Genomic DNA, 26,284 nt, shown 5'->3' with positions numbered 1-26,284 from the left:
TCTTATTATGCTATCCTATACATTTAGTTTTGTGTTTATAAAAAAATAAATGTTTAGAAGCCTTCCTTTATTTATTGGTTTAAGATATATTCGAGCGAAAAAGCGTAATAGGTTTATATCTATTATCTCAGCGATCTCATTTTTAGGGATATCATTAGGTGTGGCCGTACTTATTACAGTTATGTCTGTGATGAATGGTTTTGATGAGCAGATTAAAAATCGTATCTTAATGATGGTTCCACCATTAAAAGTTTATGAGCTAGGCGGAAAGTTAGAAAATTGGCAAGGTGTCGCAAAGCAAATAGAATCTAAGATACCTAAAGTACAAGCAGCAGCCCCAGTTATAGATTCACAAGGGTTATTAAGCGCAGATCGTGGTGGTAGCACGACAGCTTTCGTGCAGATACAAGGTATAGAGCCTAAATATCAAACTAAAGTTTTACCTATAGCAGAGCATATTATAGATGGCTCTTTGACGGCACTGGACGATGGTAAAGGGTATAATATAGTTTTAGGAAGTGCTTTGGCTGATAGCTTGGGAGTAACAATAGGTGATAAAGTAACACTTATTGTACCAAAAGTTAATTTGACTCCAGCAGGTATGATACCTAGAATTAAACAATTTACAGTTTCAGGAGTTTTCTCTGTTAGTTACCAGTATGATGCTTATTACGCATTTATAAATATTAAAAATGCTCAAAAGGTGTTTCAGTTAGGTGAGAATGTTTCAGCTCTTCAACTTGGAGTAAACAATGTTTATGATGCTCCTCAGATAAAAAATAAACTTAATGATGGGGCTATAGAGTCTTATTATTTTACTAGGGATTGGACTGATGAAAATAAGTCATTTTTTGACGCTTTAAAGATGGAAAAAACAATGATGTTTTTTATTTTACTTTTAATTATTACAGTTGCTATATTTAATCTTCTGTCTTCTTTAGTAATGGTGGTTACAGATAAGCGTAGTGATATAGCTATATTAAGAACTATGGGTATGTCATCACGCCAAATTATTACTGTATTTATTTACCAAGGTTTTATTATAGGTTTAATAGGTACTATTCTAGGAGTGTTATTGGGGATTTTACTCTCTAGTTACGCTACAGAGATTGTTAATTTTATTCAGCATGTTACAGGAAAACAGCTGATTAGTGCCAATGTTTATTTGATTGATTATATTCCATCTAAACTTATGTTGGAAGATGTTATAAAAGTGACCATAGTCTCAATGTTTTTAAGTTTTATAGCTACGTTGTATCCAGCGTGGAGCGCTTCAAGAGTACAGCCTGTGGAGGCGCTTAGATATGAATAAAGAAATTGTGTTAAGCTGTAAAAATGTTTCTAAGAAATATACTGAATTTAAAAGTAGTATAGATATTCTAAAAGATATTAATTTAGACATCCAGAAAGGTGAGAAAATAGCTATACTAGGATTATCTGGATCTGGTAAAACCACTTTGTTAAATATTCTAGGAGGACTAGATAAATGTACATCTGGAGAAGTTTATTTATTGGGGGAAAGATTCGACAATCAGTCTGTTAATAAACGAGCTTTAATGCGTAACAAATATTTAGGCTTTATTTACCAACTGCATCACTTATTACCAGAGTTTACAGCTATAGAGAATGTTATGATTCCTTTGGCAATTACAAAAAAATATACTAAAAAAGAAGCTATCAAATTAGCCCAAGAAATTTTAATTAAAGTTGGTCTAATAGAAAGGTTTGAGCATAAGCCAGCTGAGCTTTCAGGTGGGGAGCGTCAAAGAGTAGCTATTGCTAGAGCACTAGTTACTAATCCAAGCTGTATACTTGCAGATGAGCCTACAGGGAACTTAGATAGCCAGCGTTCAGAAAGTATATTTCAATTAATTCAACAGTTAAGCCAAGATTTTGGAACTAGTTTTGTAGTGGTGACTCATGATGAGCAACTTGCTAGTCGTATGGATAAAGTTTATAGGTTAGTGGATGGGCAACTGATATTGCAGTAGTTTCTAACTGTATCTGCTATCTGCGGATTAAAGCATTTTCTAAATTTAGAGTCTAATTTTCCTTAAACTTTTTCAAAAAGTATACCTGATAATGTATGTTTATTTTTACTATTATGTATATGAAATTAATCATATAAAGTTACTATAAATTTATTGAAAATAAAAAATAAACTATATGTTATTTTATTGCATGGTAGTGGAAAGCATTAGTTAATATAGTTAAAATTAGCATTATTTCCTTGAAGAGATTGGTGGGAATTGTATATTGTGAATAACATAAATTTTGAAAAAGTTTTTAAACTTCCAAATATTTGTTAGTTTAGAGTAATAAAGTAAGAGAGGTAATAAAAATATGAAAAAATATTTTAGTAATATCTACAATGATATTGAGCTCATTTGGTTTTTTATTGGCTAATGATGTAAATAAGAACACTATTAACATCACTGAATTTCAAAATAATAAAAATGAAGTAAAGATAGATGGTAATAATAATCAAAAAATCATTGTTGCTATAAGTGAGGTAAATGGAAAAAATAAATTCTTTAGAGAATTTGAAGTTACAGAAAAAGATAATAGTAAACTTCTAAACTCTAGTAGTAATATAAATGCTGATATTTCAGTTAATAGATCTTTATCTGGAAATATACTAGTAACTAATAATACTGATAGTCTAGTAGTTTATAAATATGAAAAAGATAATGGAGGATTTATTTCAGTTGATGTTCCAGCTCATCAAACGACTGGTGGAGATATAATTCTAAAGAAAGTTGAGTAACTATATAAGTAGTAAGAGCAGCATAAACCTATAGAGAAAGTAATAACTAAAATTCTCTCAGAAGCACCAACAGAATAGCGTCATATGTATTGTGATGTTATGCGATAGGTATACTGACTATACTGGTTAAGTACCAAGCTGTTAGATACAAAAATTTTAAGGTTTTCATATTTTAAATCAATATAGCTAATAATCCTTTATTGTTAGTAGTTTTTTGATATAGTGCATATTTATAAAACTATTTAAAATTTGTATTTAAGGTTAAAAAATGAAAACAATAGTCTTTGTCTATAAAAACAATCTAAAATCATATAAAGAAAATTTCCTTTTAAAAATAAAAAAAGATCTGGAGGCATATAAATACTATACTCTAGTTGGCGATGATATGGATGAAGTTGTCGAAATTTTGGAGGAAAATTCAAGGATATGTTGTATAGTTTTAGATAGGGCTAGTTTTAATATAGATGCTTTCCATGATATAGCGCACTTAAATACAAAATTACCTATATTTGTAGTTTCTGATTATAACCACAGTATCAAACTCAATCTAAAAGATTTTAATTTAAATATTAACTTTTTACAGTACGATGCTTTAGCTGGTGAAGATGCTGATTTTATTAATAAAACTATAATTAATTATTTTAATGATATTTTACCACCTTTTACGTATGAGTTGTTTGAGTATTCTAAGTCTTTTAACTCTTCATTTTGCACTCCAGGACACCAAGGAGGCTATGGTTTTCAAAGATCAGCAGTAGGCGCATTATTTTATGATTTTTTTGGGGAAAATGTGTTTAAAACAGACCTTTCAATTTCCGTAAAAGAACTTGGGAGTTTACTTGATCACTCTGATGCTCATAAAGACGCTGAAGAGTATATATCAAAAGTTTTCAAATCTGATAGATCTTTGATAGTTACAAATGGTACTTCAACAGCAAATAAAATAGTTGGCATGTACAGCGTCGCAGATGGTGATACTATTTTGGTTGATAGAAACTGTCACAAATCAGTAACACACTTGATGATGATGGTTGATGTTAATCCAGTATATTTAAAGCCAACTAGAAATGCTTATGGAATTATAGGAGGTATCCCACAAGAAGAGTTTAAAAAAAAGGCTATACAGAAAAAAATACAGGAAAGTAAAGTTGCAGATAAATGGCCAGAATATGCGGTTATAACAAACTCAACCTATGATGGTATCTTATACAATACAGATACAATCCATAATGAATTAGATGTCAAAAAATTACATTTTGATAGTGCATGGATACCATATGCTATATTTCATCCTATTTATAAGCATAAATCAGCAATGCAAGTTGATCCTAAACCTGAGTGTGTTATTTTTGAGACTCAATCAACTCATAAGCTTCTAGCAGCATTCAGTCAGTCTTCAATGTTACATATAAAAGGTGATTATAACGAAGAAGTACTTAATGAAGCTTTTATGATGCATACATCAACTTCGCCGTTTTATCCAATAGTTGCAAGTACTGAAATAGCTGCTGCTATGATGGACGGTGAACAAGGATATAATTTAATAGATAAAACTATTAATTTAGCAATAGATTTTAGAAAAGAATTAGTCAAACTAAAATTTGAAGCTCAAGGATGGTTTTTTGATGTTTGGCAACCGGACGATATTTCAAGCAAAGAAACTTGGGCATTACGGAATACGGATGGTTGGCATGGGTTTAAAGATATAGAAGGTGATTTTCTATCACTTGACCCTCTAAAAATAACTATATTAACTCCAGGGATAAAAGATAACGAGGTACAAGATTGGGGAATACCAGCAGATGTCGTTGCTAAGTTTTTAGATGAACATGATATTGTAGTTGAAAAGGCAGGGCCATACTCTTTACTATTTATATTTGGTTTGGGGACAACAAAAGCAAAATCAGTAAGACTTATATCTGTATTAAATAAGTTTAAGCAGATGTATGACGAAAATGCTTTAGTAGAAAAGATGTTGCCAGCTTTGTATGCAGAAGATCCAAAGTTTTATGAGGATAAGAGAATAAAAGAAATTAGTGAGCAATTACATAACTATATATACGAAGCAAATCTACCCACTCTTATGTATCATGCTTTTAATACGCTTCCTGAACAGCAGATAAATCCACATAGAGCGTTCCAGAAGTTACTTAAAGGTAAGGTTAAAAAGGTTCCATTAGCAGAATTATATGGTCAAGTTTCTGCTGTTATGATATTGCCGTACCCACCAGGAATACCGGTGATCTTTCCTGGTGAGAAAATTACAGCTGATTCAAAGGTAATTTTAGATTTTTTATTAATGTTGGAAAAGATAGGATCTATGCTGCCTGGATTTGACACAGATATACACGGTCCAGAAAGGTCTAAAGATGGTAAGCTTTATATAAAAGTAATTAATGAATAGTAAAAACTTTTTTGGTTTAGACCCTTATAAAAATTTTAAAAAAAATGTATATTGTTGCTATCAAATAAAAAATCTTTGGTTATTTTATGCTTAAGACTCCCTTGTATGAATGTCACCTTGCTGCAAATGCAAAAATGGTAGATTTTTCAGGCTGGTCAATGCCTATTAATTATGGTTCACAAATTCAAGAGCACAATAACGTTCGTGAAAATTGTGGGTTATTTGATGTTTCTCATATGCTTGCTATAGACATAAAAGGAAAGGATGCAGAAAATTTCTTACGTAATTTACTTGCAAACGATGTCGCTAAATTAGAATCTAATCAAGCTCAATATGGCTGTATGCTGGATCATAAAGCTGGGATAGTAGATGATTTGATCACCTATAAGATAAGTTCAGAACATTTTAGGATAGTTGTAAATGCAGGAAACAGAGAGTCAGACGTAGCATGGTTTATAAAAAATGCTACAAATTTTGATGTTAAGATAATTCCACAACAAGATTTAGCAATAGTAGCTGTCCAGGGACCAAAAGCAGTTGAAGTTATAAAACAAACTTTGCCAATTGAGATTATTAATAAAGTATTAAAGCTAAAGCCATTTACATTTAGCGTTTTTGACAAATGGATGTTTGCTCGTACAGGTTATACAGGTGAAGATGGTTTTGAAATCATTTTACCAGCTGAAAATGCTGTAGAGTTTTGGAATAAATTAATTAAATTAGGAGCAGCTCCAGCTGGTTTAGGTGCTAGAGACACTTTAAGGCTAGAGGCTGGTATGCATTTATATGGTTCAGATATGGATATAAACACAACTCCACTAGAAAGAGGTTTGGGTTGGAGTGTTGATTTATCTGATGAGTCACGAGATTTTATAGGAAAAAAAGCTCTTTTGGCTGCAAAAGTTAAAGGTGTAGATACTAGATGGGTTGGTATAGTATTAAAATCAAAAGGTGTTCTTAGAGCAGCTCAAGAAATAGTGTTTGGTAATGGTGAAACTGGTTATATAACAAGTGGTAGTTTTTCACCAACTTTAAAAGTTGCTATTGCTTTGGCGTATATCCCTAAAGAAGGTAATAATCCAAAGGTTAATATAAGAGGTAAACTATTAGAGGTTGAAGTTGTAAAACCTAAGTTTGTTAAAAATGGAAAATCTTTAATATAATTTTAAAATTTAATTTAGTGTATAAATACGGAGGCTATAAAATGTCAAATATCCCTAATAACTTAAAATATACAAAAACTCATGAATGGATAAAAGTAGATGGTGATGAGATAACTGTAGGCATCACAGAGCATGCACAATCTTTATTGGGTGACTTGGTATATGTGGAGTTACCTGAAGTTAGTGAAGAGTTCTCTGCTGGCGAAGATACATGTGTAGTTGAGTCAGTAAAAGCAGCTTCAGATGTATATGCACCTGTGGATGGTGAAGTTATAGAAGTAAATGAGGCTTTAGTTGATAACCCCGCTCAAGTAAATAATGCACCATATACAGATGGTTGGTTATTTAAACTAAAAATTTCAGATGAGTCTCAGTTAGCTGATTTATTAAGTGCTGAAGACTATGCAAAAAATATGGAAGACTAATTTTCATAAAGTAAATATTAAATTTGATATACACACTAAAGTCATCCTATGGCTTGACCATAGGATCCATAGTTAAGGAGTCAAAAAATGGATGCTACGATCAAGTCATAGCATGACAAAACTTTTTTAGTTAACTATAAATCTTTAATTTTTTGTAAAGTTTATACAAAGACATAGGAGGGTATATGTCTTTTATTCCACACAAACCAGAGCAGATCAAAAAAATGCTCAACACTATTGGAGTTTCTTCAATAGAGGATTTATTTAACGAAATTCCATTGCAGCTAAGAGCTAAATCTTTAAAAATTGAAGATGGGATAAATGAAATTCAGCTAGCTAACCTTGCGAAAAGAAGAGCAGGTAAAAACCATCAAAATACTAACTTTATCGGAGCAGGAGCGTATAGCCATTATATCCCATCAGCTATTTGGGATATAGTTGGTAGAGGAGAGTTTTATACAGCTTATACACCATATCAAGCAGAGGCTTCGCAAGGTAGTTTACAGGTTATTTATGAGTACCAAACTATGATGGCAGGGCTTACAGGTATGGCTGCTTCAAATGCTTCTATGTATGATGGAGCAACAGCTTTAGCTGAATCTGTACTTATGGCAATCCGTTCTAATAAAAAAGCCAAATCGCAAAAAGTATTAATCATAGAGGCTCTTCACCCTACATATCTAAGAGTTTTAGAAACTATTACTAAGCATCAGGGTATAGAGATAGACACAGTTAGGCTTAATTCATGGCATGGAAAAACTAATGTAAATAGTTTAGAAAAGCATCAAGATCAAAGCTACGCTGCTGTAGTGATTCAAAGCCCTAATTTTTTAGGTCAAATTGCCGATGTTGATAATTTAACTAATTGGGCTCATAGTCAGGGTGCTTTAGTTATTGCTGTGACTAATCCTATGTCTTTAGCAATCTTGAAATCGCCTGCTGATTGGGGTGAAAATGGCGTTGATATTGTTTGTGGTGAAGGTCAACCTATGGGAGTGCCTTTAGCTTCTGGTGGCCCATATTTTGGTTTTATGACTTGTAAAATGGATCACGTACGTCAAATGCCAGGACGTATAGTTGGTAGAACTGTTGATCTAGATGGTAAGGAAGGTTTTTGTCTGACTCTACAAGCTAGAGAGCAACATATCCGTCGTGCTAAAGCTACTTCAAATATATGTACCAATCAGGGTCTAATGGTAACAGCAGCAACTATTTATATGAGCCTACTTGGTGCTGAAGGTTTACAGCGTGTAGCTAGTGTATCACACGAAAATACTACAAATTTGGCTAATCAACTATCTAAGATAGATGGTGTTGGAATTAGATTTAGTAAAGCGTTTTTTAATGAGGTGGTTATTGACCTACCTGTTAATGCTGAAATTTTTGTAACAGAGATGGAAAAAGAAGGCATAGATGCTGGTTATTTCTTAGGAGAGTACCATAGCGATTTAGCAAACTCTATTATGATTTGTTCTACTGAAATTCATACGGAAGAAGACATGGTCAATTATACAGCTGCAGCTAAGAGAGTTTTAGCTAGACTAGGAGGTTAGAAAATGGTTATTTTTGAAAAAACTAGGGGTGTAAATTCATCAGCTGTAATGCCTAGCAAAAAAGGTGACGTTTCAAATATCCCAGTAAATATGCTTCGTTCTAAAAAACCTATATTGCCAGAGCAAGCAGAGTTAGATGTTGTTAGACACTACACGCAGTTATCGCGTAGAAACTTTTGCATTGATACAAATTTTTATCCATTAGGATCTTGTACTATGAAGTACAACCCTCGTGCAGCACACAAGTATGCTAGCTTAGCAGGTTTTTTGGAAAGACACCCATATGCAAGCAGTCAAAGCATACAAGGAACTTTAGAGTGCTTGTATGACCTTGAAGAAGTTATTAAAGAACTAACTGGTATGACTGGTGTTTCACTGGCCCCTATGGCTGGCGCTCAAGGTGAGTTTGCAGGTGTCGCTATGATAAAGGCGTATCATCAAAAGCGTGGGGATTTTGAAAGAAACGAAATCATCGTGCCAGATGCTGCTCATGGTACAAATCCAGCTACTGCAAAAGTTTGTGGTCTAAAAGTTATTGAAATTCCTACTAAAAGGTGTGGTGACATTGATCTTGAAGCTTTAGAAAAAGTTCTAGGACCAAAAACAGCTGGTATTATGCTAACAAATCCATCTACAGTGGGAGTATTTGAAAGAAATATCGCAACTATCGCAAAAATGGTCCATGAGGTTGGTGGATTACTATATTATGATGGTGCAAATTTAAATGCGATCATGGGTAAAGCTCGTCCTGGGGATATGGGTTTTGATGTTTTACATATGAATTTACATAAAACTTTTGCTACCCCTCATGGTGGAGGTGGTCCTGGTTCTGGGCCTGTAGCGGTAAATGATAAGCTAAAAGAGTTTTTGCCAATACCAATAGTTGGTAAAAAAAATGATAAATTTGTATGGTTAGAAGAAAAAGATCTACCAAATACTATTGGTAGGTTGTCTGCATTTAATGGTAATATTGGTGTGTTAATTAGAGCATACATCTATTCTACTGTTTTAGGTGGTAATGGTTTGACAGAAGCGTCTGAAATAGCAACTTTAAACGCTAACTATATGATGGCACGTTTAAAGCAAGAGGGTTTTACAATAGCTTACCCAGATAGAAGAGCCTCGCATGAGTTTATTGTAACTTTGAAACCTGAGTTACAAAATTATGGAGTGACAGCTACAGATTTTGCTAAATGTTTGATAGATAGAGGTGTACATGCTCCTACGGTGTATTTTCCATTATTGGTGCCAGAATGCTTACTGATAGAGCCTACTGAAACTGAAAATGTCGATAGTATGGAAAAATTTATCCAAGCAATGGTAGAGATTTGTAATATTGCTAAAGAAAATCCTGAATATCTAAAAGGAGCTCCATATAATTTACCATCTCGCCGCCTAGATGATGTTAAAGCAGCTAAAGAGCTTGATATTGTTTGGTCATCTAAATAGTCAAGATGTAAATTCTTAAAGTTCCATTATATTAATTCCTTAGATGTTTTTTTAGTTTTCTACTTATGCCATAATAAATATGTTAAAATTTTCAACACTGATTTAACTTTTTTATTTTAGTAGATAAATATGCTGACATTTCAAGAGATTATCTTAAAACTACATCATTACTGGGCATCTAAAGGATGTGCTATTATCCAGCCATTAGATATGGAGGTCGGGGCTGGTACATTTCATCCTGCAACGACGCTTAGAGCTATAGGCCCAGAGCCGTGGACAGCAGCTTATGTACAGCCATCAAGACGCCCTACAGATGGTCGCTACGGTGAAAATCCAAATAGAACGCAGCATTACTATCAGTACCAAGTTGTGATGAAACCCTCTCCTGATAATATCCAAGAACTTTATTTAGGTTCATTAAAGGAGCTTGGTATAGACACTTTAGAAAACGATATTCGTTTTGTTGAGGATAATTGGGAATCGCCAACTTTAGGTGCTTGGGGGCTTGGTTGGGAAGTCTGGTCAAATGGTATGGAAATTACACAATTTACATATTTTCAACAAGTCGGAGGGCTTGAGTGTAAACCTGTAATGGGTGAGGTAACTTATGGCTTAGAACGTCTAGCAATGTATATTCAAAATGTTGATAGTATGTATGATATTCTTTGGGCAAATACACAAAATGGACCTTTGTTTTACCGTGATGTATTTATGCAAAATGAAGTAGAGATGTCTACTTATAACTTTGAAGAAGCAAATGTTGAGGAGCTATTTAAACAATTTGATTTGCTTGAAAAAGAAGGCTATAGATTAGTAGAGAAAAATTTACCTATTCCAGCGTATGAATTTGTATTAAAAGCTTCGCATACTTTTAATCTATTAGATGCCCGTCATGCCATATCTGCTACAGAAAGGCAAGGTTATATTTTAAAAGTGCGAAAATTAGCATTAGAAGTAGCTAAAAAATATTACTGTGCTAGAGAAAAACTAGGCTTTCCAGCTTTTAAAAAATAACTTAATAAACTAAAAAAAATGGTCATAAAATGGCATACAAAAAATAATAACTAATTGTAGTATGTAATATGAAGTCTATATCTCAAATTTTAGAATTTCTAAATGTATCCTCTAATTTAGCAAATAATATTAAAGTAGAGTCGCTATTTTTAGATAGTCGAAAATGCCATAACAGATCTGTGTTCATAGCTCTAAAGGGGCAATTAACAGATGGCAATAAATATATATATGATGTAATTGCTAAAGGAGTTAGTTTAATTCTAACGGATAATCCTGGTTTAGATAATCTATCTATATCTAATAGTCAGCCTGAACTTACTTCGAGTAGACTTAGTGTAAGTAATACAGAATCTTTAAAACAACTCCATTTTGCTACACAATCTGCCATTTCATTCAATGAAATAGAATCTCCTTTAATTATCTATATTGAGGATCTAAAGGATAAGTTACCAGATTTAGCGAAATGGTTTTATAATTATAAAAAACTTCAAAATATTATCGGTGTAACAGGCACAAATGGTAAAACTTCTATTTCTAACTATATTGCTCAATTCCTTAACTTAGTAGAACAAAAGTCTTTGTTACTGGGTACAGTTGGTAACGGCATTTATCCTGATTTAGAAGAAAGTAGTCATACTACATTAGATGTTTTGTCATTGTATAAAACAATATCTAAGTTTTGTGGTAGAAGTAATGTAGATTCCCAATTTGGGTCTAGAATGATAGATAAAATTAATAATTTAGTAATGGAGGTCTCCTCACATTCGTTAGACCAAAAACGTATTCAGGGATTAGAATTTGACATAGCTGTCTTTAGTAACCTTAGTCATGACCATCTTGATTACCATACAACTATGGAGAATTACTTCTTAGCAAAAGCTAAGTTGTTTGAGTTGTCACTTTTAAAAAAATCTGTAATAAATATTGACGATGAATATGGTAAAAGGCTAGTTGGTTTATCTGTAGCTCCTGTAGTGACCGTAAGTTTAAAATCAAAACAGGCTGGTATATACGTGCAGTTTATTGAAATAGAAAATATATTTACTAATTTTAACTTATATATTAAAGGTGAGTTTGCTGGTAGGTTTAAAACTTGTTTGATAGGAGAGTTTAACTTAATGAATTTAGCTTTAAGTATAGGAGCTTTAATCGATGGTGTGGATAGGAATTTATTGTTTAAAAATATAAAAAGAATTTTACCTGTAAGGGGACGTATGGAGCTTATCCAATTATCAAATGATGTAAAAGTTGTAATAGATTATGCTCATACTCCAGATGCTCTAGAAAAAGCTTTACAAACCTTAAGAAAGTACTCAAAAACTAATTTATGGTGTGTATTTGGGTGTGGTGGCAACCGTGATAAAACTAAGCGTTCTAAAATGGCAGCAATAGCAGAAAAGTATGCTGATAAAGTAGTCATAACAGAAGATAATAATCGCTTTGAAAATATAGAAGACATTTTTAGCGATATTAAAAAAGGTTTTATACATCCAAATAATCATATTTTTATTAATTCACGTGTAGAAGCAATAAGCTATTGTATTAAAAGTTCTTACACCCATGATGTAATTCTTTTAGCGGGTAAAGGTCATGAATGTTATATAGATAAAAATGGAGTCAAGGAGTATTTTGATGAGAGAGAAATTATTAGTAAACTGTAAATGTACTTTTTTGGAAAAATAACAAGTATAAGTTTAAGCCAAAGTTGTAAATTTAAAAAACACAAATCTTACTTTAACTAAACATTAAACCTAAAATTAACTACATCACCATCTTTCATTATATAATCTTTACCCTCTAGACGAGCTTTTCCGGCTTCTTTAGCACCTTTTTCACCATTATATTTTATATAGTCATCATAAGCTATAACTTCAGCACGGATAAAACCGCGCTCAAAATCTGTGTGAATTACTCCAGCTGCTTGAGGAGCTGTAGCTCCTACTGGTATGGTCCATGCTCTTACTTCTTTGACTCCAGCTGTAAGGTATGTTTGTAAATTAAGCAAAGCATACCCAGCTTTGATCACTCTATCAAGACCAGTTTCAGTAAGTCCCATATCAGCTAAAAACTCCAGTTTTTCTTCTGGTTCTAGTGATGTTATTTCTTGTTCCATAGCAGCACAAACTGGTACTACATTTGAATTTTCGGCTTTTGCATACTCAATGACTTTATCTAACAGTGGATTATTTGCAAAACCATTTTCATCAACATTAGCAATGTATAATACAGGTTTATTTGTTAGTAGGGGAGTTTGTTTAATCCATTTAATTTCATCTTCAGTCATTTTTAAAGTCCTAGCTGGTTTTTCCGATTCCAGATGCTCTTTAAGTTTAGTGTAAAAATCGGCCTTTGCTAGAGCTTCTTTATCACCAGACTTTTTCATCTTTGAAAATCTATGGACAGCCTTGTCACAAGATTCAATATCAGCTAAAATAAGCTCCATATTGATAGTGTTGATATCATCTATAGGATCAACTTTACCGCTTACGTGAATTACATTATCATTCTCAAAGCACCTAACTACATGTGCTATAGCATCTGTTTCACGAATATTAGCTAAAAATTTATTACCTAACCCTTCACCTTTACTAGCACCTGCTACTAATCCTGCAATATCAACAAATTCCATGGTAGTTGGAAGTATTCTTTCAGGATTAACAATTTTAGCTAACTCATTTAATCTTTGATCAGGAACAGACACGATCCCAACATTTGGATCAATAGTACAAAAAGGGTAATTCTCTGCTTGAATTCCAGCTTCTGTGAGAGCATTGAATAGGGTAGATTTACCAACGTTAGGTAGACCAACAATACCGCATTTAAATCCCATAAAATTTCCTTAATAAAATTACTTTGTATGTAGTCTTTGCATTACGGACTCTAATTGATAGTTTATTATATCATCTAAAAAACATATCGCATTATCAATACCAATGTCTATTTGTTTTTTTTGCTCTACTGATGGCTTTGAGAGGACATAGTTTGAAACTTTACTTTTATGGCCAGGGTGACCTATACCTATTCTTAGGCGTAGATATTCATTTGTACCTAAATATTGGTGAATACTTCTAAGACCGTTATGACCCCCATGGCCACCACCTTTTTTAAGGCGGATTTGACCGCAATCAATATCTAATTCGTCATGAACGATTAATATTTCTTTAGATTCAATTTTATAAAAATTAGCTACCTTGCTAACAGCTAAGCCACTATTGTTCATATAAGTAGTAGGAAATACTAGAATTACATTATTATAAGCAATATTTACTTTAGCAATATTTGAGTTAAGCTTTGAGTTTGAGCTAAAACTTTCTTGCTTATCTTGAGCAATTTTAGAAATAAACCATTCTCCAACATTATGGCGAGTGTCTTGGTATTCGTTGCCTATGTTTCCTAGGCCAACTATCATTTTAATCTTAGTCATTGTTTTTATATTCTAAGTTGTCCAGTAATATTTTGGTAATTTTTTGAATAACGATATCATTAGCTTTAGCATTTTTATTTACTTGAGTGTAAAGAACACTTATTATAATAGGTTTTTTATTTTTAGGCCAAATGATAGCAACATCATTTGTTGTTCCATATTCACATGTTCCAGTCTTATCACCAACTTTCCATTCTTTTGGTATACTAAAAGCAATTCTATTTTTTCCAGTATCATTTTCTTGTAACCATTTTTTAAAAATAAGTTGGTATTTTTTATTAAGTACTTTTTTTTCGAAAGCTATTTTATTAAGATCTTTAGCAATTATTTGAGGGGTGGTTTTATTTAAACTATCTCTAAGATCAACATTATTTATAGTTGGCTCATTTACAGTAATTTTAGTGTCTTTATCATCTAGAGACCAGATAAATTTATTTAAATTTTTTAAGCCACCTAGTTTCTTAATTAGTAAATTAGCTGCTGTATTATCACTTAATATAGCAGCTTTACTTAACTCTTCTATAGTTAATTTTTTGTCTATATTTTCGGAAGTTATTGGAGTATACCCAATAATATCATTTTTATTGATTTTTATTTTTTCATTTAAAAAATTGGGTGTAATCATACTTTCTTTAAGTATCGCACCAACTACTAAAAACTTATAAACGCTGCAAATAGGAAAGTAGAAATTTTGATTATAACCGAAATGGCTTTTATTATTATAATCAATTAGGTAAATACCAATTTTCCCACCATATTTTATTTCTAATTTTTTTATTTGTTCAGATGTTTCAACATTATTTAAAGTAGCAAAGACTACACTATGTAATAAGTTAGCTAAGATAATAATTAGTTTTTTCATAGATTAAAACTGATTAGATGTCAAAAGTAAAAACTCATTAAGTTTTTTAATGTTTTCTTCTTTAGCTAGAGCGGCGTTGTCAAGAGGAAGTTTGCTGCCGCCAGAAATTTTAAGAGCTCCTTGTGGAGTTTTGTAAATAATAGCTGGGAACCCACTTATATGTTTAGATAATTTAAAATTATCTGATGTTTTTTGATTAGTTTTAGCTAAGGTTTTGTCGTATTTTTTGTATTTGTAGAATTGTAAAAGTGCTTTTAATGTGCTTTTTGAATTAAAAAAACTATTAACAATAATGGTACTGTTATTTAATGCACCAATTGGTATCCAACGTACAGCTAATAATCCTTTTTTTATAGCTGGCTGAGTAGCATCAAAGAGGGTATTACAATGACTACAACTAGGATCTATAATAGCGTAAAACTTATGAGGAGCGGTATCGTCACCTTGTTGAATATAAGAAGCGTTTTTCTTTATCTCTAAATAAAGGTTGTTTGATGTATTATCTGAAGTAAAGTAGTTTACATAAATTTGATTAAGATTAGTAAGAGCATTTTCATTTCCATCCCAAGCTAGAAGTTCACCATTTACTATTACACTACCATCATTACTTGTAAAAGTAACAGTACGCTTTTTAGGGTCTTTTTTATCCTCAAGAATATAGCCTTGTAAGTTTATACCTGTATCGAAAGTTTTTATAACTTTGTATTGTGGGAATACTTGCTGAACGATAAGTAGTCCTTGTCTAATATTTGTGTTATTAGAATTTATCCTAAAAGAGCTAAAAATATATAAGATAAATATTAATATAACAACTATTAAGGTTAGGATAGTGAAATTTCTCTTGGACATTTTATAATTAAGCTCGAATTAGCATAATGTGATTATACCATGTAAAAAGATTATCTTTAGTAGCTAGATAAAAAATGGTAGCTAAAATTATAGAAGGACCAAAGGCAATAATGTTTGTTCTACGTCCAAATAAATTTATTAGGCTAGCTATTATTAAGCCAATTATACAGCTAGCAAAAATAGTATAAAGCAGCATTTGATAACTAAACCATGCACCCACAGCAGCTAAAAGCTTAAAGTCACCATAACCAAATCCCTCTTTTCCAGTCAAAGTTTTGTATACCCAATAAATACTCCATAATGATAAATAGCCCACAATAGCACCCCATAGAGCATTATTTAAGCTAGTAAATATCCCATAACTGTTTATAGCTAATCCTATCCAAATAAGTGGAAGAGTTAGGTTATCAGGCAATATATAGTGCTTTATGTCAATTATAAATAATGGAATGAAAAAACAAAGAAGTAAAATAAGCGCAAAAGCTTGCCAACTTATTCCATATAGATAAATTATGGTACAAAAACTAATAGCTGTGAGTAATTCAATCAAGGGGTATTGTATTGATACGCTATCTTTGCAAAAATAACATTTCCCTTTTAATAACAGCCAACCTAGTATGGGTATATTATGTCTATATTTTAATTTATTAGAACATTTTGGGCATTTTGAAGGCCTATTGTAATTTTCTTGCTGTTCTATGTTAATTTCATTATTAACAATATTTAGTATTTCTTTTGCAATTTTTTCATCTTGTTGTTTTATCATTTTTGGAAGTCTAAAGATTAAAACATTTAAAAAACTGCCGATACATGCACCAAAAAGAAAAGCAAAAAAAAGTACTATGAAAAGATTAGGCATTTAAAAATAGTCAATAAAATCTTAAATAGAAATGATTATATAGCTTAAAGCTGTTAAAATATAGATATTAATTATTCTTTTGTTGTTTTTGCTTTTTCCTGTGCTATTTTCTTTATTTTTGCTTTATTAACCCCATCAATAGCTGCTATACGGTAAGCTTCAGCCATAGTAGGGTAGTTAAAAGTAGTATTTAAGAAATATCTTATTGTATTGTGTTCCCCTGGCATAGCTTTGATTGCTTGTCCAATATGAATAATTTCTGATGCTCTATGACCAAAACAGTGTATACCAAGTATGGCGCCACTATCAGGGTCGAATAAAATTTTGAGCATACCAGTTTTGTTTTTTGATATCTGAGCTCTAGCTAGTTCCTTGAAATAAGATCTACCTACTTCGTATGTAACTCCTTCAGCTATCAATTCTTGCTCTGTTTTTCCAATTGAGCTAATTTCTGGCCTGGTGTAGATGCCTGTAGGTATATCTTCTACTAATTTATCATTACATGAGCCATCTATAATGTGAGTTGCTGCGAACCTACCTTGGTTAAAAGCAGCTGAAGCTAATGATGGAGGTCCTATAACATCGCCTACAGCGTATATATTTGGTACAGTTGTTTGATAACTATCATCAACAGTTATTAAGCCTCTACTTGGGTTAGTTTGAACTCCTATTTTATCAAGGTTTAAATTTTCAATGTTTCCAGAGCGACCAAGAGCAAATAATACATAGTCAGACTCTATAATCCTTCCTGATTGTAGAGTGATGGTTACATAATTATCATTGGCTTGTATTGATTCGTATGTTTCATTATTAATTAAATGAACATTTTGGTTTATACAAAAGTGGTTAGTGAGGTTTTCAACGATTTCATCATCTAAAAAAGACATTAATTTATTTCTAGTATTAATAAGATTAATATGTATGTCTAAAGCTCTTAAAATAGAAGCATATTCACAGCCAATAACGCCAGCTCCATAAATAGAAATAGACTTAATATTTTTATCTTGTAAGGTAAGTATTTTATCGCTGTCTAATATTCTTGGATGAGAGAAATCAATATCCAAAGGGTGATATGGTCTTGATCCAGTAGCTAATATAAAATTCTCAGCTGTAATTATTTCGGTAGAGCCATTTTTTCTAGATATTCTTATAGTATTTTTATCTCTAAAACTTGCAAAACCATAGTATATGTCTATCTCATGACTTATAAATCTACTTTTTTTAATTTCTGTTTGCAGATCAGCTATTTGATAAGCACCTTCTAACATTTTTGGGAAATCATAGTTACCTTTTTGTCCATTCATACCAATTTCTCTGGCAATTTGTCTAAGTGTTTTACTAGGAATTGTCCCCCAATGTGTACATCCTCCACCAAGCGCATCACCCTCGACAATTGCTACTTTTTTGCCATTTCTAGTAGCTTTCATGGCTGCTCCTTCACCACCAGGACCACTACCAATAATAATTATGTCATAGTTATATTGCACGAGTTTCTCCGAAGTTTAATTAATTACCCTATCGTATTACGCTACGATGATAACATACTATGTAAAATTATGTTAAACAGTTTAGCTATTTTGTCAGAATAAATGCATTTAAATTGTAAATTACTTTAAAGTATGGAATACATTTAGTCCAGGAAATTGAGCTATTTACATACTATTAATATAAACAAAGAATGACAAATATATAAAGCTAACACTCATAGAATATGATTAAGTTAAGGTGTTGATTCAATAGTTCTTTAAATAAAAATGTTACAGTTATAGAAAATTGTTTGTAATATCAGTACTTGGGGTTTTAATATTTTTAATTATAGTATCAAAGGCCTTTGCATTATTTTGATCTAGTTTATTTAGGCTTATCACTACAGAATTGGTTGGATTTGAATAAGATGACAAATAAAGTAGGTTTTTATCTAAATCTTTAATGACAGTATAAGCAGTATGATCGTACAAGGTTTTATCGCCAATTTTTTCTACGATAGTGCCTTTTACAATATCAACGTTATGTAAAATATGTGCGACTTTTGTGACTAGGCTTTCCTGAGAAGGATTTTCATTGTTAGCATAGTATGCTAGCATGGCGATTTTAATAAATCTAGATGACGGTGAATAGTCTCCAGGTAATCCTAAGAATCCATTTCCCTCGCCTAAGCCATTTATATCTTGGATAGTTTTTTGTTTGTCTTTGTTATCAATAAAATCACTAATCTTTACTTTAACTATAGTTTTATTGCTCAAGTTTAAATAATTTCTTAGATTAATAAGATGCCAATCGTAAGTAGGAGCATTTGTCATTACTTTAACGTTAGAATTTAAATCGTAAAGTTTCACTTCTCCATCTATATACTCTACAACCAAGCCATTACCCTGCTTGTCTGTAATAAGAAAATGTAGTTCTGGAGATATGCCATCAACCATAGTTGTACTATCTGACCATACCTTATACTCTTTTAAAACTTGTTTTGCTTGTTTAACATTTGTAAACTCACTTAAAATAAAAGTAGTAAACTCAAGAATAGACATATATTTATCATTATCTTTACTAACCTCTTGATACTGGGTAAAACTTGGTAGATAGTTAGCGCTAATACTAAGACCTTGATCATTTTGACCATCTATAAGTATGGTTTGATGATCATTTTTAATGCCAGTACCTAAAATAGAGTATTTAGATTTATAAGTTTGTGCTGGTAACCTTAAGTTGGCTGGCGCTGTCAGGGATTGTTCAGTATTTTTAGGTATATAAATGACTTTCCAGTCCCAATCAAATCCCCATTCCATAGTTCGTCCTGACACTACGTTTTGTTTTATATCAACAAGGGTAACAGCAGTGCATGCTATTGATTGAGAAATTAAGGTTAGAGATAGTACTATGATGGCCGCGATTTTTTTGAAGCAAAGTTTCACTGTTAAGATGTTAAATATTAATAAATAATTCAAAGATGATACCATATAATAGAGTATTTTTAATAGCTACCCTAAGAATAAATCAAAAAGGTTAAATTTATTTATACTAATTATAACTTACTATTCTGTTATATCTACTTAGCATTGTAATGTTACCAGATGTGCCACCGCAATGGATATATATAATAGGTTTTGGCAATTGATTATAATTTTTCAATAATACTCTCCATGTGATTGGATCATATAGTAAATCAAACTCAATGTCGGTTTGTTCTAGTAATTTTTTATATAGCTTATAGTTGTCTATATCTAGTTGACCAAACGTAGATTTGAAGTTTTTTACAAGAATCATAGGTGGAGTTTGTTTCGGGTCAATTATAAAAAATTGCTCCTTTAAATAATCTTCATTGCCAACACAAGCTACAGTATAAACTTTATTGGGTAAATGCTTTTCTAAATATAAAGCTGTTGCGCCTGTCCCTGATGCTACTATTACACTGTAATCTTGAAAATTATTTTCTTTACAATACTTTGCTATTTCATTAGCACATTCTACTATACCTGTTTCAGCATTGGGATGCCTGCCACCTTGATCAAAAAAATAAATATCTTTGGAGTTTGTGTACTCTAATTTTATGTTTTCTAAATTTAAGAAACATTGGGTTTCAAAAAGTTGCATATTATTATTTAAAGCTAGCTTGAAGTTGCCATTTTGGTGTTGTTTTAGAAACTTTGGTAGAGGTTTAACCCAGTAATGAAATTGCCAGTTATTGAGCTTAGATAGTTGTGACAATGCAAGCATAAAATTAGATTGATTACCACCAAATGAAACAATAGTCTTGATATGAGAGTATTTTTCTGGATTTTTTAAAATATAAGCTAATTTTCTAGCTTTATTTCCTGAGAAAATAGGGTGGTTTAAATCATCTCTCATAACGATAAAATGCTTATCATCAAAAGTAATTTTTTGAAAAAGAGATGGCATTAGTAATAAAAAAGATTTACTCTTCTAAAAGTTCAAACTCTTCTTTACTTACACCACAATCAGGGCATTCCCAGTCTTCTGGTACATCTTCCCATCTAGTACCTGGCTCGATACCATCTTCTGGCCAACCTTCAGCCTCATCGTAGATAAAACCACAAACAATGCAAATATATTTTCTGTATTCCATAACTTATATTCAAAACTTTGTAAAATAATGTAGACTATATTTTAGCATTATAAGAAGTGTATATCTATAAAGATATGAAGATAAACTATACGTGATGATTTTATAGTTTAGGTTTATAGTAGTTTTAAATTCCCACTCAAATATAAAGTTTTTATGTGGCACATATTACTAATTTCGCTGCTTATTTCGTAAGCTATAGTGACATACTTTTTTCATCGCAAAAAAAGTATGCAAAAATGCTAGCACATGCTGTCGCTTAGTTGTACGCCATTGGCAACTATAAAACTCGCTATGCTCAATTTAAATATAGCTAAAGAGTTCTGAAATTTTATAAGTCAATAGGTATGCGACTTGTTAGCGGATTTTTTGTGCATGACTTTACATAAGCAGCATCAATAAAACGATAAGGTAGATGTTCATCACGTCCTTTTGGAATACCTAGGCGGGTAGTTTGGATAACTTCTTGAGGTTTATAACCAGTATCAGCTATAAAAAACTGTTGTGAAAATTGTTGTTGGTCCCAATCGGGAACTTTTAAATCTAGCGCACGGCACAGTAGGGTTTGCCCTGACATTAGTCTATGCCATGGGCGTTTTTCTCCATTTGGTAATGGGTTAAGTTGATGCATGATTTTAAGCATTTGACTACCAAAAACATCTCCGTAAGGAATAGCTGATTTAATCAATACAGCACAACCTTCTCCATAAGCTGAAATATTTAAAGAATCTTTGCCACGGGAATAATACATGTAAATTGTTCCTGCTGGCATAAATAAGGCTTTACGTTTAGGCGTAAAACCTAAAGAAGCATGACTTCCTTTATCTGTTAATTCATAAGCTTCAGTCTCAATAATTTGAGCATAAAGCCAGTAATTCTTGTAATATCTACAAATTAATTTACCTAATAAATCATGTGCTAAAGAAAGTGCATTTTGGTTAAAAAAAGAAGCGTTAACTCTTTGCATAATTTACTCTTTTAAATTTCATCCAGTAATTATCATAGCTTTGTTTCATCAATTGCTATTTTACGGGAATGATTAGAAAAAAACACAGTTTTTTTATCAATAAAAGTATCAGTGATTTCTTTAGGGATATCTTTATCTAATTTTTTACTAATTAATCGATAAAATGCATCTTTAGCAGTTTCACTAAACCCTTTTTTAAAGCTTTGATTTTTTACTTCTTCAGAGCACATTAGAAAATTTTTTATTCTGATCTTTGGGTCTGTATTACTAGTACCTGTAATGCAACCATTTGGTGCAGCTGTGGAGATATTAAATCCTTTACGAGTATAATAAGAGGCAATACCTTTGAATATTTTGTCATTACTAAAGATAGTAATACTTAGATAAGTACGATAATCACGATACCTCTCTATATATTCTCCAACTTTAGCACAGATATAGCCATCCATATTATCCTTGTTACCTTCACCGTAGATAATAGGAACAAGTTCAAAGTTATTATATAGAAGCGTTTTTTTAAAGTTAGGTTCTAATTCTTGACTATTGGTGAAAACTATTACTCGTCCAAAGTTATTTTCTGCTACACTAGCAAAGTTATTGTAATTTTCCGAATCAATTATAGCTAATCTAAGATATTCCATTCATCAGCTTCCAAAACATATTTTTTTATTATTTTAGCTAAAAGTTATGTTATTGGCTATATTTTGTTAAAATGTTACTAAACTAGTAAACATTGTATAAGCTATGTTAATTCCATTGGAATATAGTTATTTGGACTTACCAAGAGAGTTTTATTCTAAACAACCAGTTTATAAATATCCAAAAGCTAAGTTATTAGTTTTCAATAATACATTAGCACAAGAGCTTGGTTTTAATTTAGAGCAGTTAGGTGAAACAGAGCTTTTAGATTTTTTGTTAGGTTATCAAAGTAAAAATTCAATAGCCCAAGCGTATGCTGGACATCAGTTTGGGCATTTTACAATGCTTGGCGATGGTCGAGCAATACTTACTGGGGAATATAAAAAGCCAGATGGTACAGTAGTAGATATTCATCTAAAAGGGGCTGGGCTTACTAAATTTTCTCGTGGGGGTGATGGAAAAGCAGCCTTAGGACCAATGCTTAGAGAATATATAGTCAGTGAGGCTATGCATAATTTGAATATACCAACCAGCAGAATATTAGCGGTAATAACCACAGGTGAAAATGTTCAAAGACAATCACTTGAACAAGGTGCTATAGCTATAAGAGTAGCTAGTAGTCATATAAGAGTTGGAACATTTCAATACGCAGCAATGCTGGGTAAGAATTATAGCCAAAGTTTGTTAGATTATACTATAAAAAGACATAATATTACTTACAGCGAAAACAAGGCTTTAAGCTTATTAAATTATATAGTAGATAAGCAAACTAGTTTAATTACTGAATGGGAAAGGGTAGGATTTATTCATGGGGTTATGAATACTGATAATATGACTATTTCTGGTGAAACTATAGACTATGGACCATGTGCATTTATGGATAAATATAATCCAGAAACTGTGTTTAGTTCTATTGATAGAAATAGGCGTTATGCGTTTGCAAATCAAGCTTCTGTTGCTGGTTGGAATATTACAAGACTTACAGAAAGCTTGTTAAGTTTGATATCAAAAGATGAAAAAGAAGCTATAAAGCTAGCCGAAAAAACACTTGCAGAATATTCTGAAGCTTATAAAGATAAGTGGCAAAAGGTGTTTTTATCAAAGCTTGGTTTAGGTAGTTATCAAAAAGGAAATGAAAGTTTAATTTCAGATCTACTGGCGGAAATGTATAAAAACAACCTTGATTACACAAATACATTTTATGACCTATCTTATCAAAAAAAAGAAGGTTTAAGAAAACAAGGTTTAGCTAGCTGGTTAGATAAATGGGTTTCTTGTATTGAAAAAATGAATATTGTTAATATGAGACTAGTTAATCCATTTATCATACCACGTAATCACCAGGTTGAAAAAGCCATTAAATCAGCAGAAATTGGTAATTTAGAAGATTTTTATAACTTAAATGAAGCCTTAAAACATCCATACGAGTTTAATAAAAAATATCAAAACTATATGTTAGAGCCCACAGAAGACCAAATTGTAAAAGCTACTTTTTGTGGGACCTAAGTGTATAAAGTTTAATAACCATTCTTATAAGCATTTAGAGCTAAAGCGAGCGAACCTTTAACACCAGTATTATCACCAAATGATGCTGGGACAATAAACTCAGTCATATCTTTTAATGCAGGGTAGTCAAGATAATTATCGAGATATTTTGTAACGTTGTTGCGTATCATATTAAACAATATAGTTTTATGCATTACACCGCCACCTAAAACAACCTTTTCAGGGGAGAAAGCATAAATATAGTTTACAATAGCCTTTGATAAATATTCAGCTTCAAATATCCAAGCTTCATGATCGTCAGGTATTATACTAGCTGAGCTAACATTATATCTTTCTTTTAGGGCAGTTCCAGATGCTAGACCTTCTAGGCAATTATTATGAAAAGGACATGAACCATTAAAGTTATCATTAGGATTCTGAGGTACAAAAATGTGGCCAATTTCAGGATGCATAGCTCCTTGGACAAGCTGGTTATTACAAATAACACCACCACCAACACCAGTGCCAATTGTCAGGTACAAAATGTTACTAACACCTGTAGTACCAGCCCCCCAAAGTTGTTCGCAAATTGCAGCAGCGTTAACATCAGTATTAAAACCAATAGATCCATTATAATTAGATTTTATTGAACTAAGGATGTCAAAATTCTTCCATGAGGTTTTTGGTGTGTTTGTAATGTAACCATAAGTTTTTGACTTAATGTTTATATCAATTGGACCAAAACAAGCTAATCCTACAGCTTTTATATCGTATTTAGTTTGGTAATTTCTAAGAATTTCCAAAACTCCGGTCATAGTTTGCTTAGGTGTTGTAGTATCGGTACGATAACGCTCTATAACGTTGCCTTGCATGTCACCTACAGTAGTAAAAAATTTAGTCCCTCCAGCTTCAATCCCTAATAAATACATATATTGACTCACGCTCTTAGAAAAAATATTTATATTAGTAATAATTTTAACACTACTTAGAGTTTAATTTTTATAAAAGGTTTGTTTTTTTAGATTTTTCTGCTGTTATAAGCTTTAATACCTTTTTCTAGAAGCTCTAAAGCTCTTCTAAGGGCTTTTTCTTCAAGAACATATGCTATTCTGATCTCATCTTTACCAAGACCTTTAGTAGCATAAAAATCAGCAGCAGGAGAAAACATAACAGTTTCTTTATTATCTTCAAAATCAGTTAGCATCCATAGAGCAAATTTTTCAGTATCATCGATGGGAAGTTTTGCAATCACATAAAATGCACCTGTAGGTTTTTCACAGATTACTCCTTGCATTTTAGATAAAGCAGCATATGTTATATCTCTTCTTTTTGTATATTCTTGATTTACTTCTTTTAGATATTGCTCATCCACCTCATAAAGGGCAGCTGCACCTATTTGTTCTAGAGTTGCTACACATAATCTTGATTGACACAGTTTGATACTTTGTTTTATAAATTCTTTATTTTTTGAGCAAATTGAGCCAATTCTAGCTCCACAAGCACTATAACGTTTTGATACTGAGTCAACTATGATTACTTTATCCTCAACACCTTTGATATTACCAAATGAAGTACAAGTTAAACCATCATAAGTAAACTCGCGGTATACTTCGTCACTTATTATAAATAGATCTTTTTCTTTAGCAACTTCAGCAAGTAGCTCTAGTTCTTCTCTAGAGTAGACAACACCTGTAGGGTTACCTGGGTTAGATATCATAATGGCTTTTGTTTTGTCAGTTACGCAAGCTAAAATCTCTTCTTTGCTAGGTAGATGAAAGCCTTCTTCAGCTTTGGTAGTAATTGGTTTTATAACTACGTCAACAGCCATGGTAAAGCCGTTGTAGTTTGTATAAAATGGTTCTGGCACTAGTATTTCATCACCAGCATTACAAGTAGCAATAGCTGCAAAGATAAGAGCTTCTGATCCGCCATTAGTGATTAGAATCTCATCTTCGGCGAAGTCTATATTAAATCTTTTATAGTATTTTGAAATTGCTTTTATCAAACTTGGTTCACCTGTTGATACTGAGTATGCTATAGTTTCTTGGTCAAAGCTTCTAATTGCGTTCATAAACTCGTTAGGAGTTTTTATATCAGGCTGACCTATATTTAGGTGATAAACTTTTTTTCCTGATTTCTCTGCTTGTTGAGCGTACGGCACTAATTTACGCACTGGTGAAGCTTGCATAGCCTGTACTCTTCTTGATAATTGCATTTCTAATTCCTTTCAAGTTTGAATCATACATTTTATTAGACGAATAGATTATAATATATTTTTTATAAGTAAAAAATACTTAATTTATAAGAGTGTAAGTAGTTATGTACTTGTATTTTTTTACAAAA

General features: G+C 31.9%; 24 protein-coding genes. 11 read left to right on the top strand and 13 right to left on the bottom strand.

Translation table 11 applies throughout. The annotated features are described in order from the left end of the window. The first annotated feature begins 49 nt into the window (after positions 1-49). The 10 genes from SD28_RS06395 (at position 50) to SD28_RS06350 (ending at position 12,436) form a co-directional block, all read left to right on the top strand. Entirely contained in the window at positions 50-1,312 is a 1,263-nt protein-coding gene (locus SD28_RS06395) for a lipoprotein-releasing ABC transporter permease subunit (RefSeq protein ID WP_039125200.1), read from the top strand. After that, positions 1,305-1,991 (top strand): ABC transporter ATP-binding protein, encoded by a 687-nt coding sequence (locus SD28_RS06390; RefSeq protein WP_039125198.1) that lies wholly within the window; start codon positions 1,305-1,307, stop codon positions 1,989-1,991. Before SD28_RS06395 ends, SD28_RS06390 begins: the two co-directional genes overlap by 8 nt. Positions 1,992-2,371: 380 nt before the next feature. Then, entirely contained in the window at positions 2,372-2,767 is a 396-nt protein-coding gene (locus SD28_RS06385; protein WP_039125196.1) for a hypothetical protein, read from the top strand. Between the two features lie 268 nt (positions 2,768-3,035). Further along, on the top strand, positions 3,036-5,171 hold the full coding sequence (gene ldcC / locus SD28_RS06380; protein ID WP_039125194.1) for a lysine decarboxylase LdcC: 2,136 nt from the start codon (positions 3,036-3,038) through the stop codon (positions 5,169-5,171). 86 nt (positions 5,172-5,257) lie between these two features. Next, complete coding sequence (gene gcvT, locus SD28_RS06375) at positions 5,258-6,334, top strand: glycine cleavage system aminomethyltransferase GcvT (protein WP_039125192.1); 1,077 nt, start codon at positions 5,258-5,260, stop codon at positions 6,332-6,334. 41 nt (positions 6,335-6,375) lie between these two features. After that, entirely contained in the window at positions 6,376-6,759 is a 384-nt protein-coding gene (gene gcvH / locus SD28_RS06370) for a glycine cleavage system protein GcvH (RefSeq protein WP_039125189.1), read from the top strand. Between the two features lie 185 nt (positions 6,760-6,944). Beyond that, entirely contained in the window at positions 6,945-8,312 is a 1,368-nt protein-coding gene (gene gcvPA / locus SD28_RS06365; protein ID WP_039125187.1) for an aminomethyl-transferring glycine dehydrogenase subunit GcvPA, read from the top strand. A 3-nt stretch (positions 8,313-8,315) separates the two neighbouring features. Beyond that, complete coding sequence (gene gcvPB / locus SD28_RS06360) at positions 8,316-9,761, top strand: aminomethyl-transferring glycine dehydrogenase subunit GcvPB (RefSeq protein ID WP_039125185.1); 1,446 nt, start codon at positions 8,316-8,318, stop codon at positions 9,759-9,761. A gap of 129 nt (positions 9,762-9,890) precedes the next feature. Then, positions 9,891-10,775 carry a glycine--tRNA ligase subunit alpha gene (gene glyQ / locus SD28_RS06355; RefSeq protein ID WP_039125183.1) on the top strand — a complete coding sequence of 295 codons (885 nt, stop codon included), beginning with the start codon at positions 9,891-9,893 and terminating at the stop codon, positions 10,773-10,775. Positions 10,776-10,843: 68 nt separating this feature from the next. Next, positions 10,844-12,436, top strand: coding sequence for a UDP-N-acetylmuramoyl-L-alanyl-D-glutamate--2,6-diaminopimelate ligase (locus tag SD28_RS06350; protein WP_039125180.1), 1,593 nt, complete (start codon positions 10,844-10,846; stop codon positions 12,434-12,436). Positions 12,437-12,513: 77 nt separating this feature from the next. On the opposite strand, the gene ychF is transcribed toward SD28_RS06350, so the two are convergent. From ychF to SD28_RS06295, 11 genes are all read right to left on the bottom strand, one after another. Continuing rightward, positions 12,514-13,605, bottom strand: a complete 1,092-nt coding sequence (ychF, locus tag SD28_RS06345; protein WP_039125178.1) for a redox-regulated ATPase YchF — start codon at positions 13,603-13,605, stop codon at positions 12,514-12,516. An 18-nt stretch (positions 13,606-13,623) separates the two neighbouring features. Further along, entirely contained in the window at positions 13,624-14,199 is a 576-nt protein-coding gene (gene pth / locus SD28_RS06340; RefSeq protein WP_039125176.1) for an aminoacyl-tRNA hydrolase, read from the bottom strand. After that, positions 14,192-15,061 carry a class A beta-lactamase gene (gene bla, locus SD28_RS06335; RefSeq protein WP_039125175.1) on the bottom strand — a complete coding sequence of 290 codons (870 nt, stop codon included), beginning with the start codon at positions 15,059-15,061 and terminating at the stop codon, positions 14,192-14,194. Before bla ends, pth begins: the two co-directional genes overlap by 8 nt. Positions 15,062-15,064: 3 nt before the next feature. Continuing rightward, positions 15,065-15,910, bottom strand: coding sequence for a thioredoxin domain-containing protein (locus SD28_RS06330; RefSeq protein WP_039125174.1), 846 nt, complete (start codon positions 15,908-15,910; stop codon positions 15,065-15,067). Positions 15,911-15,917: 7 nt separating this feature from the next. After that, a complete protein-coding gene (locus tag SD28_RS06325; RefSeq protein WP_039125173.1) occupies positions 15,918-16,769 on the bottom strand; it encodes a prepilin peptidase in 852 nt (283 codons plus the stop codon). Between the two features lie 71 nt (positions 16,770-16,840). After that, positions 16,841-18,256 carry a Si-specific NAD(P)(+) transhydrogenase gene (gene sthA, locus SD28_RS06320; protein ID WP_052251887.1) on the bottom strand — a complete coding sequence of 472 codons (1,416 nt, stop codon included), beginning with the start codon at positions 18,254-18,256 and terminating at the stop codon, positions 16,841-16,843. Between the two features lie 276 nt (positions 18,257-18,532). Next, positions 18,533-19,681: a linear amide C-N hydrolase gene (locus SD28_RS06315; protein ID WP_052251921.1), complete on the bottom strand. Its 1,149-nt coding sequence runs from the start codon at positions 19,679-19,681 to the stop codon at positions 18,533-18,535. A 106-nt stretch (positions 19,682-19,787) separates the two neighbouring features. Then, positions 19,788-20,666 carry a 1-aminocyclopropane-1-carboxylate deaminase gene (locus SD28_RS06310; protein ID WP_039125172.1) on the bottom strand — a complete coding sequence of 293 codons (879 nt, stop codon included), beginning with the start codon at positions 20,664-20,666 and terminating at the stop codon, positions 19,788-19,790. Between the two features lie 16 nt (positions 20,667-20,682). Then, positions 20,683-20,853, bottom strand: coding sequence for a rubredoxin (locus tag SD28_RS06305; protein ID WP_039125170.1), 171 nt, complete (start codon positions 20,851-20,853; stop codon positions 20,683-20,685). A 328-nt stretch (positions 20,854-21,181) separates the two neighbouring features. Then, the gene (locus SD28_RS06300; RefSeq protein ID WP_039125168.1) at positions 21,182-21,817 is read right to left on the bottom strand and encodes a DNA-3-methyladenine glycosylase; all 636 of its coding nucleotides are present in this window, start codon (positions 21,815-21,817) and stop codon (positions 21,182-21,184) included. A 32-nt stretch (positions 21,818-21,849) separates the two neighbouring features. Continuing rightward, positions 21,850-22,458 carry a PIN domain-containing protein gene (locus tag SD28_RS06295; protein ID WP_039125166.1) on the bottom strand — a complete coding sequence of 203 codons (609 nt, stop codon included), beginning with the start codon at positions 22,456-22,458 and terminating at the stop codon, positions 21,850-21,852. A 103-nt stretch (positions 22,459-22,561) separates the two neighbouring features. Here SD28_RS06295 and SD28_RS06290 point away from each other — a divergent pair, with 103 nt between their 5' ends. Further along, positions 22,562-23,962: a protein adenylyltransferase SelO gene (locus SD28_RS06290; RefSeq protein WP_039125163.1), complete on the top strand. Its 1,401-nt coding sequence runs from the start codon at positions 22,562-22,564 to the stop codon at positions 23,960-23,962. Between the two features lie 11 nt (positions 23,963-23,973). Here the strand turns inward: SD28_RS06290 and SD28_RS06285 are convergent, their stop codons facing one another. Together SD28_RS06285 and SD28_RS06280 are read right to left on the bottom strand one after the other, a co-directional pair. Beyond that, a complete protein-coding gene (locus tag SD28_RS06285) occupies positions 23,974-24,870 on the bottom strand; it encodes an ROK family protein (RefSeq protein WP_039125160.1) in 897 nt (298 codons plus the stop codon). 89 nt (positions 24,871-24,959) lie between these two features. Then, positions 24,960-26,156 (bottom strand): pyridoxal phosphate-dependent aminotransferase, encoded by a 1,197-nt coding sequence (locus SD28_RS06280; protein ID WP_039125158.1) that lies wholly within the window; start codon positions 26,154-26,156, stop codon positions 24,960-24,962. Positions 26,157-26,284: the final 128 nt, after the last annotated feature.

It is taken from the genome of Allofrancisella guangzhouensis, from assembly GCF_000815225.1.
Lineage (GTDB): Bacteria > Pseudomonadota > Gammaproteobacteria > Francisellales > Francisellaceae > Francisella > Francisella guangzhouensis.
Note: the sequence above shows the minus strand (reverse complement) of the source record. Positions and strands in the feature narration are given on the sequence as shown.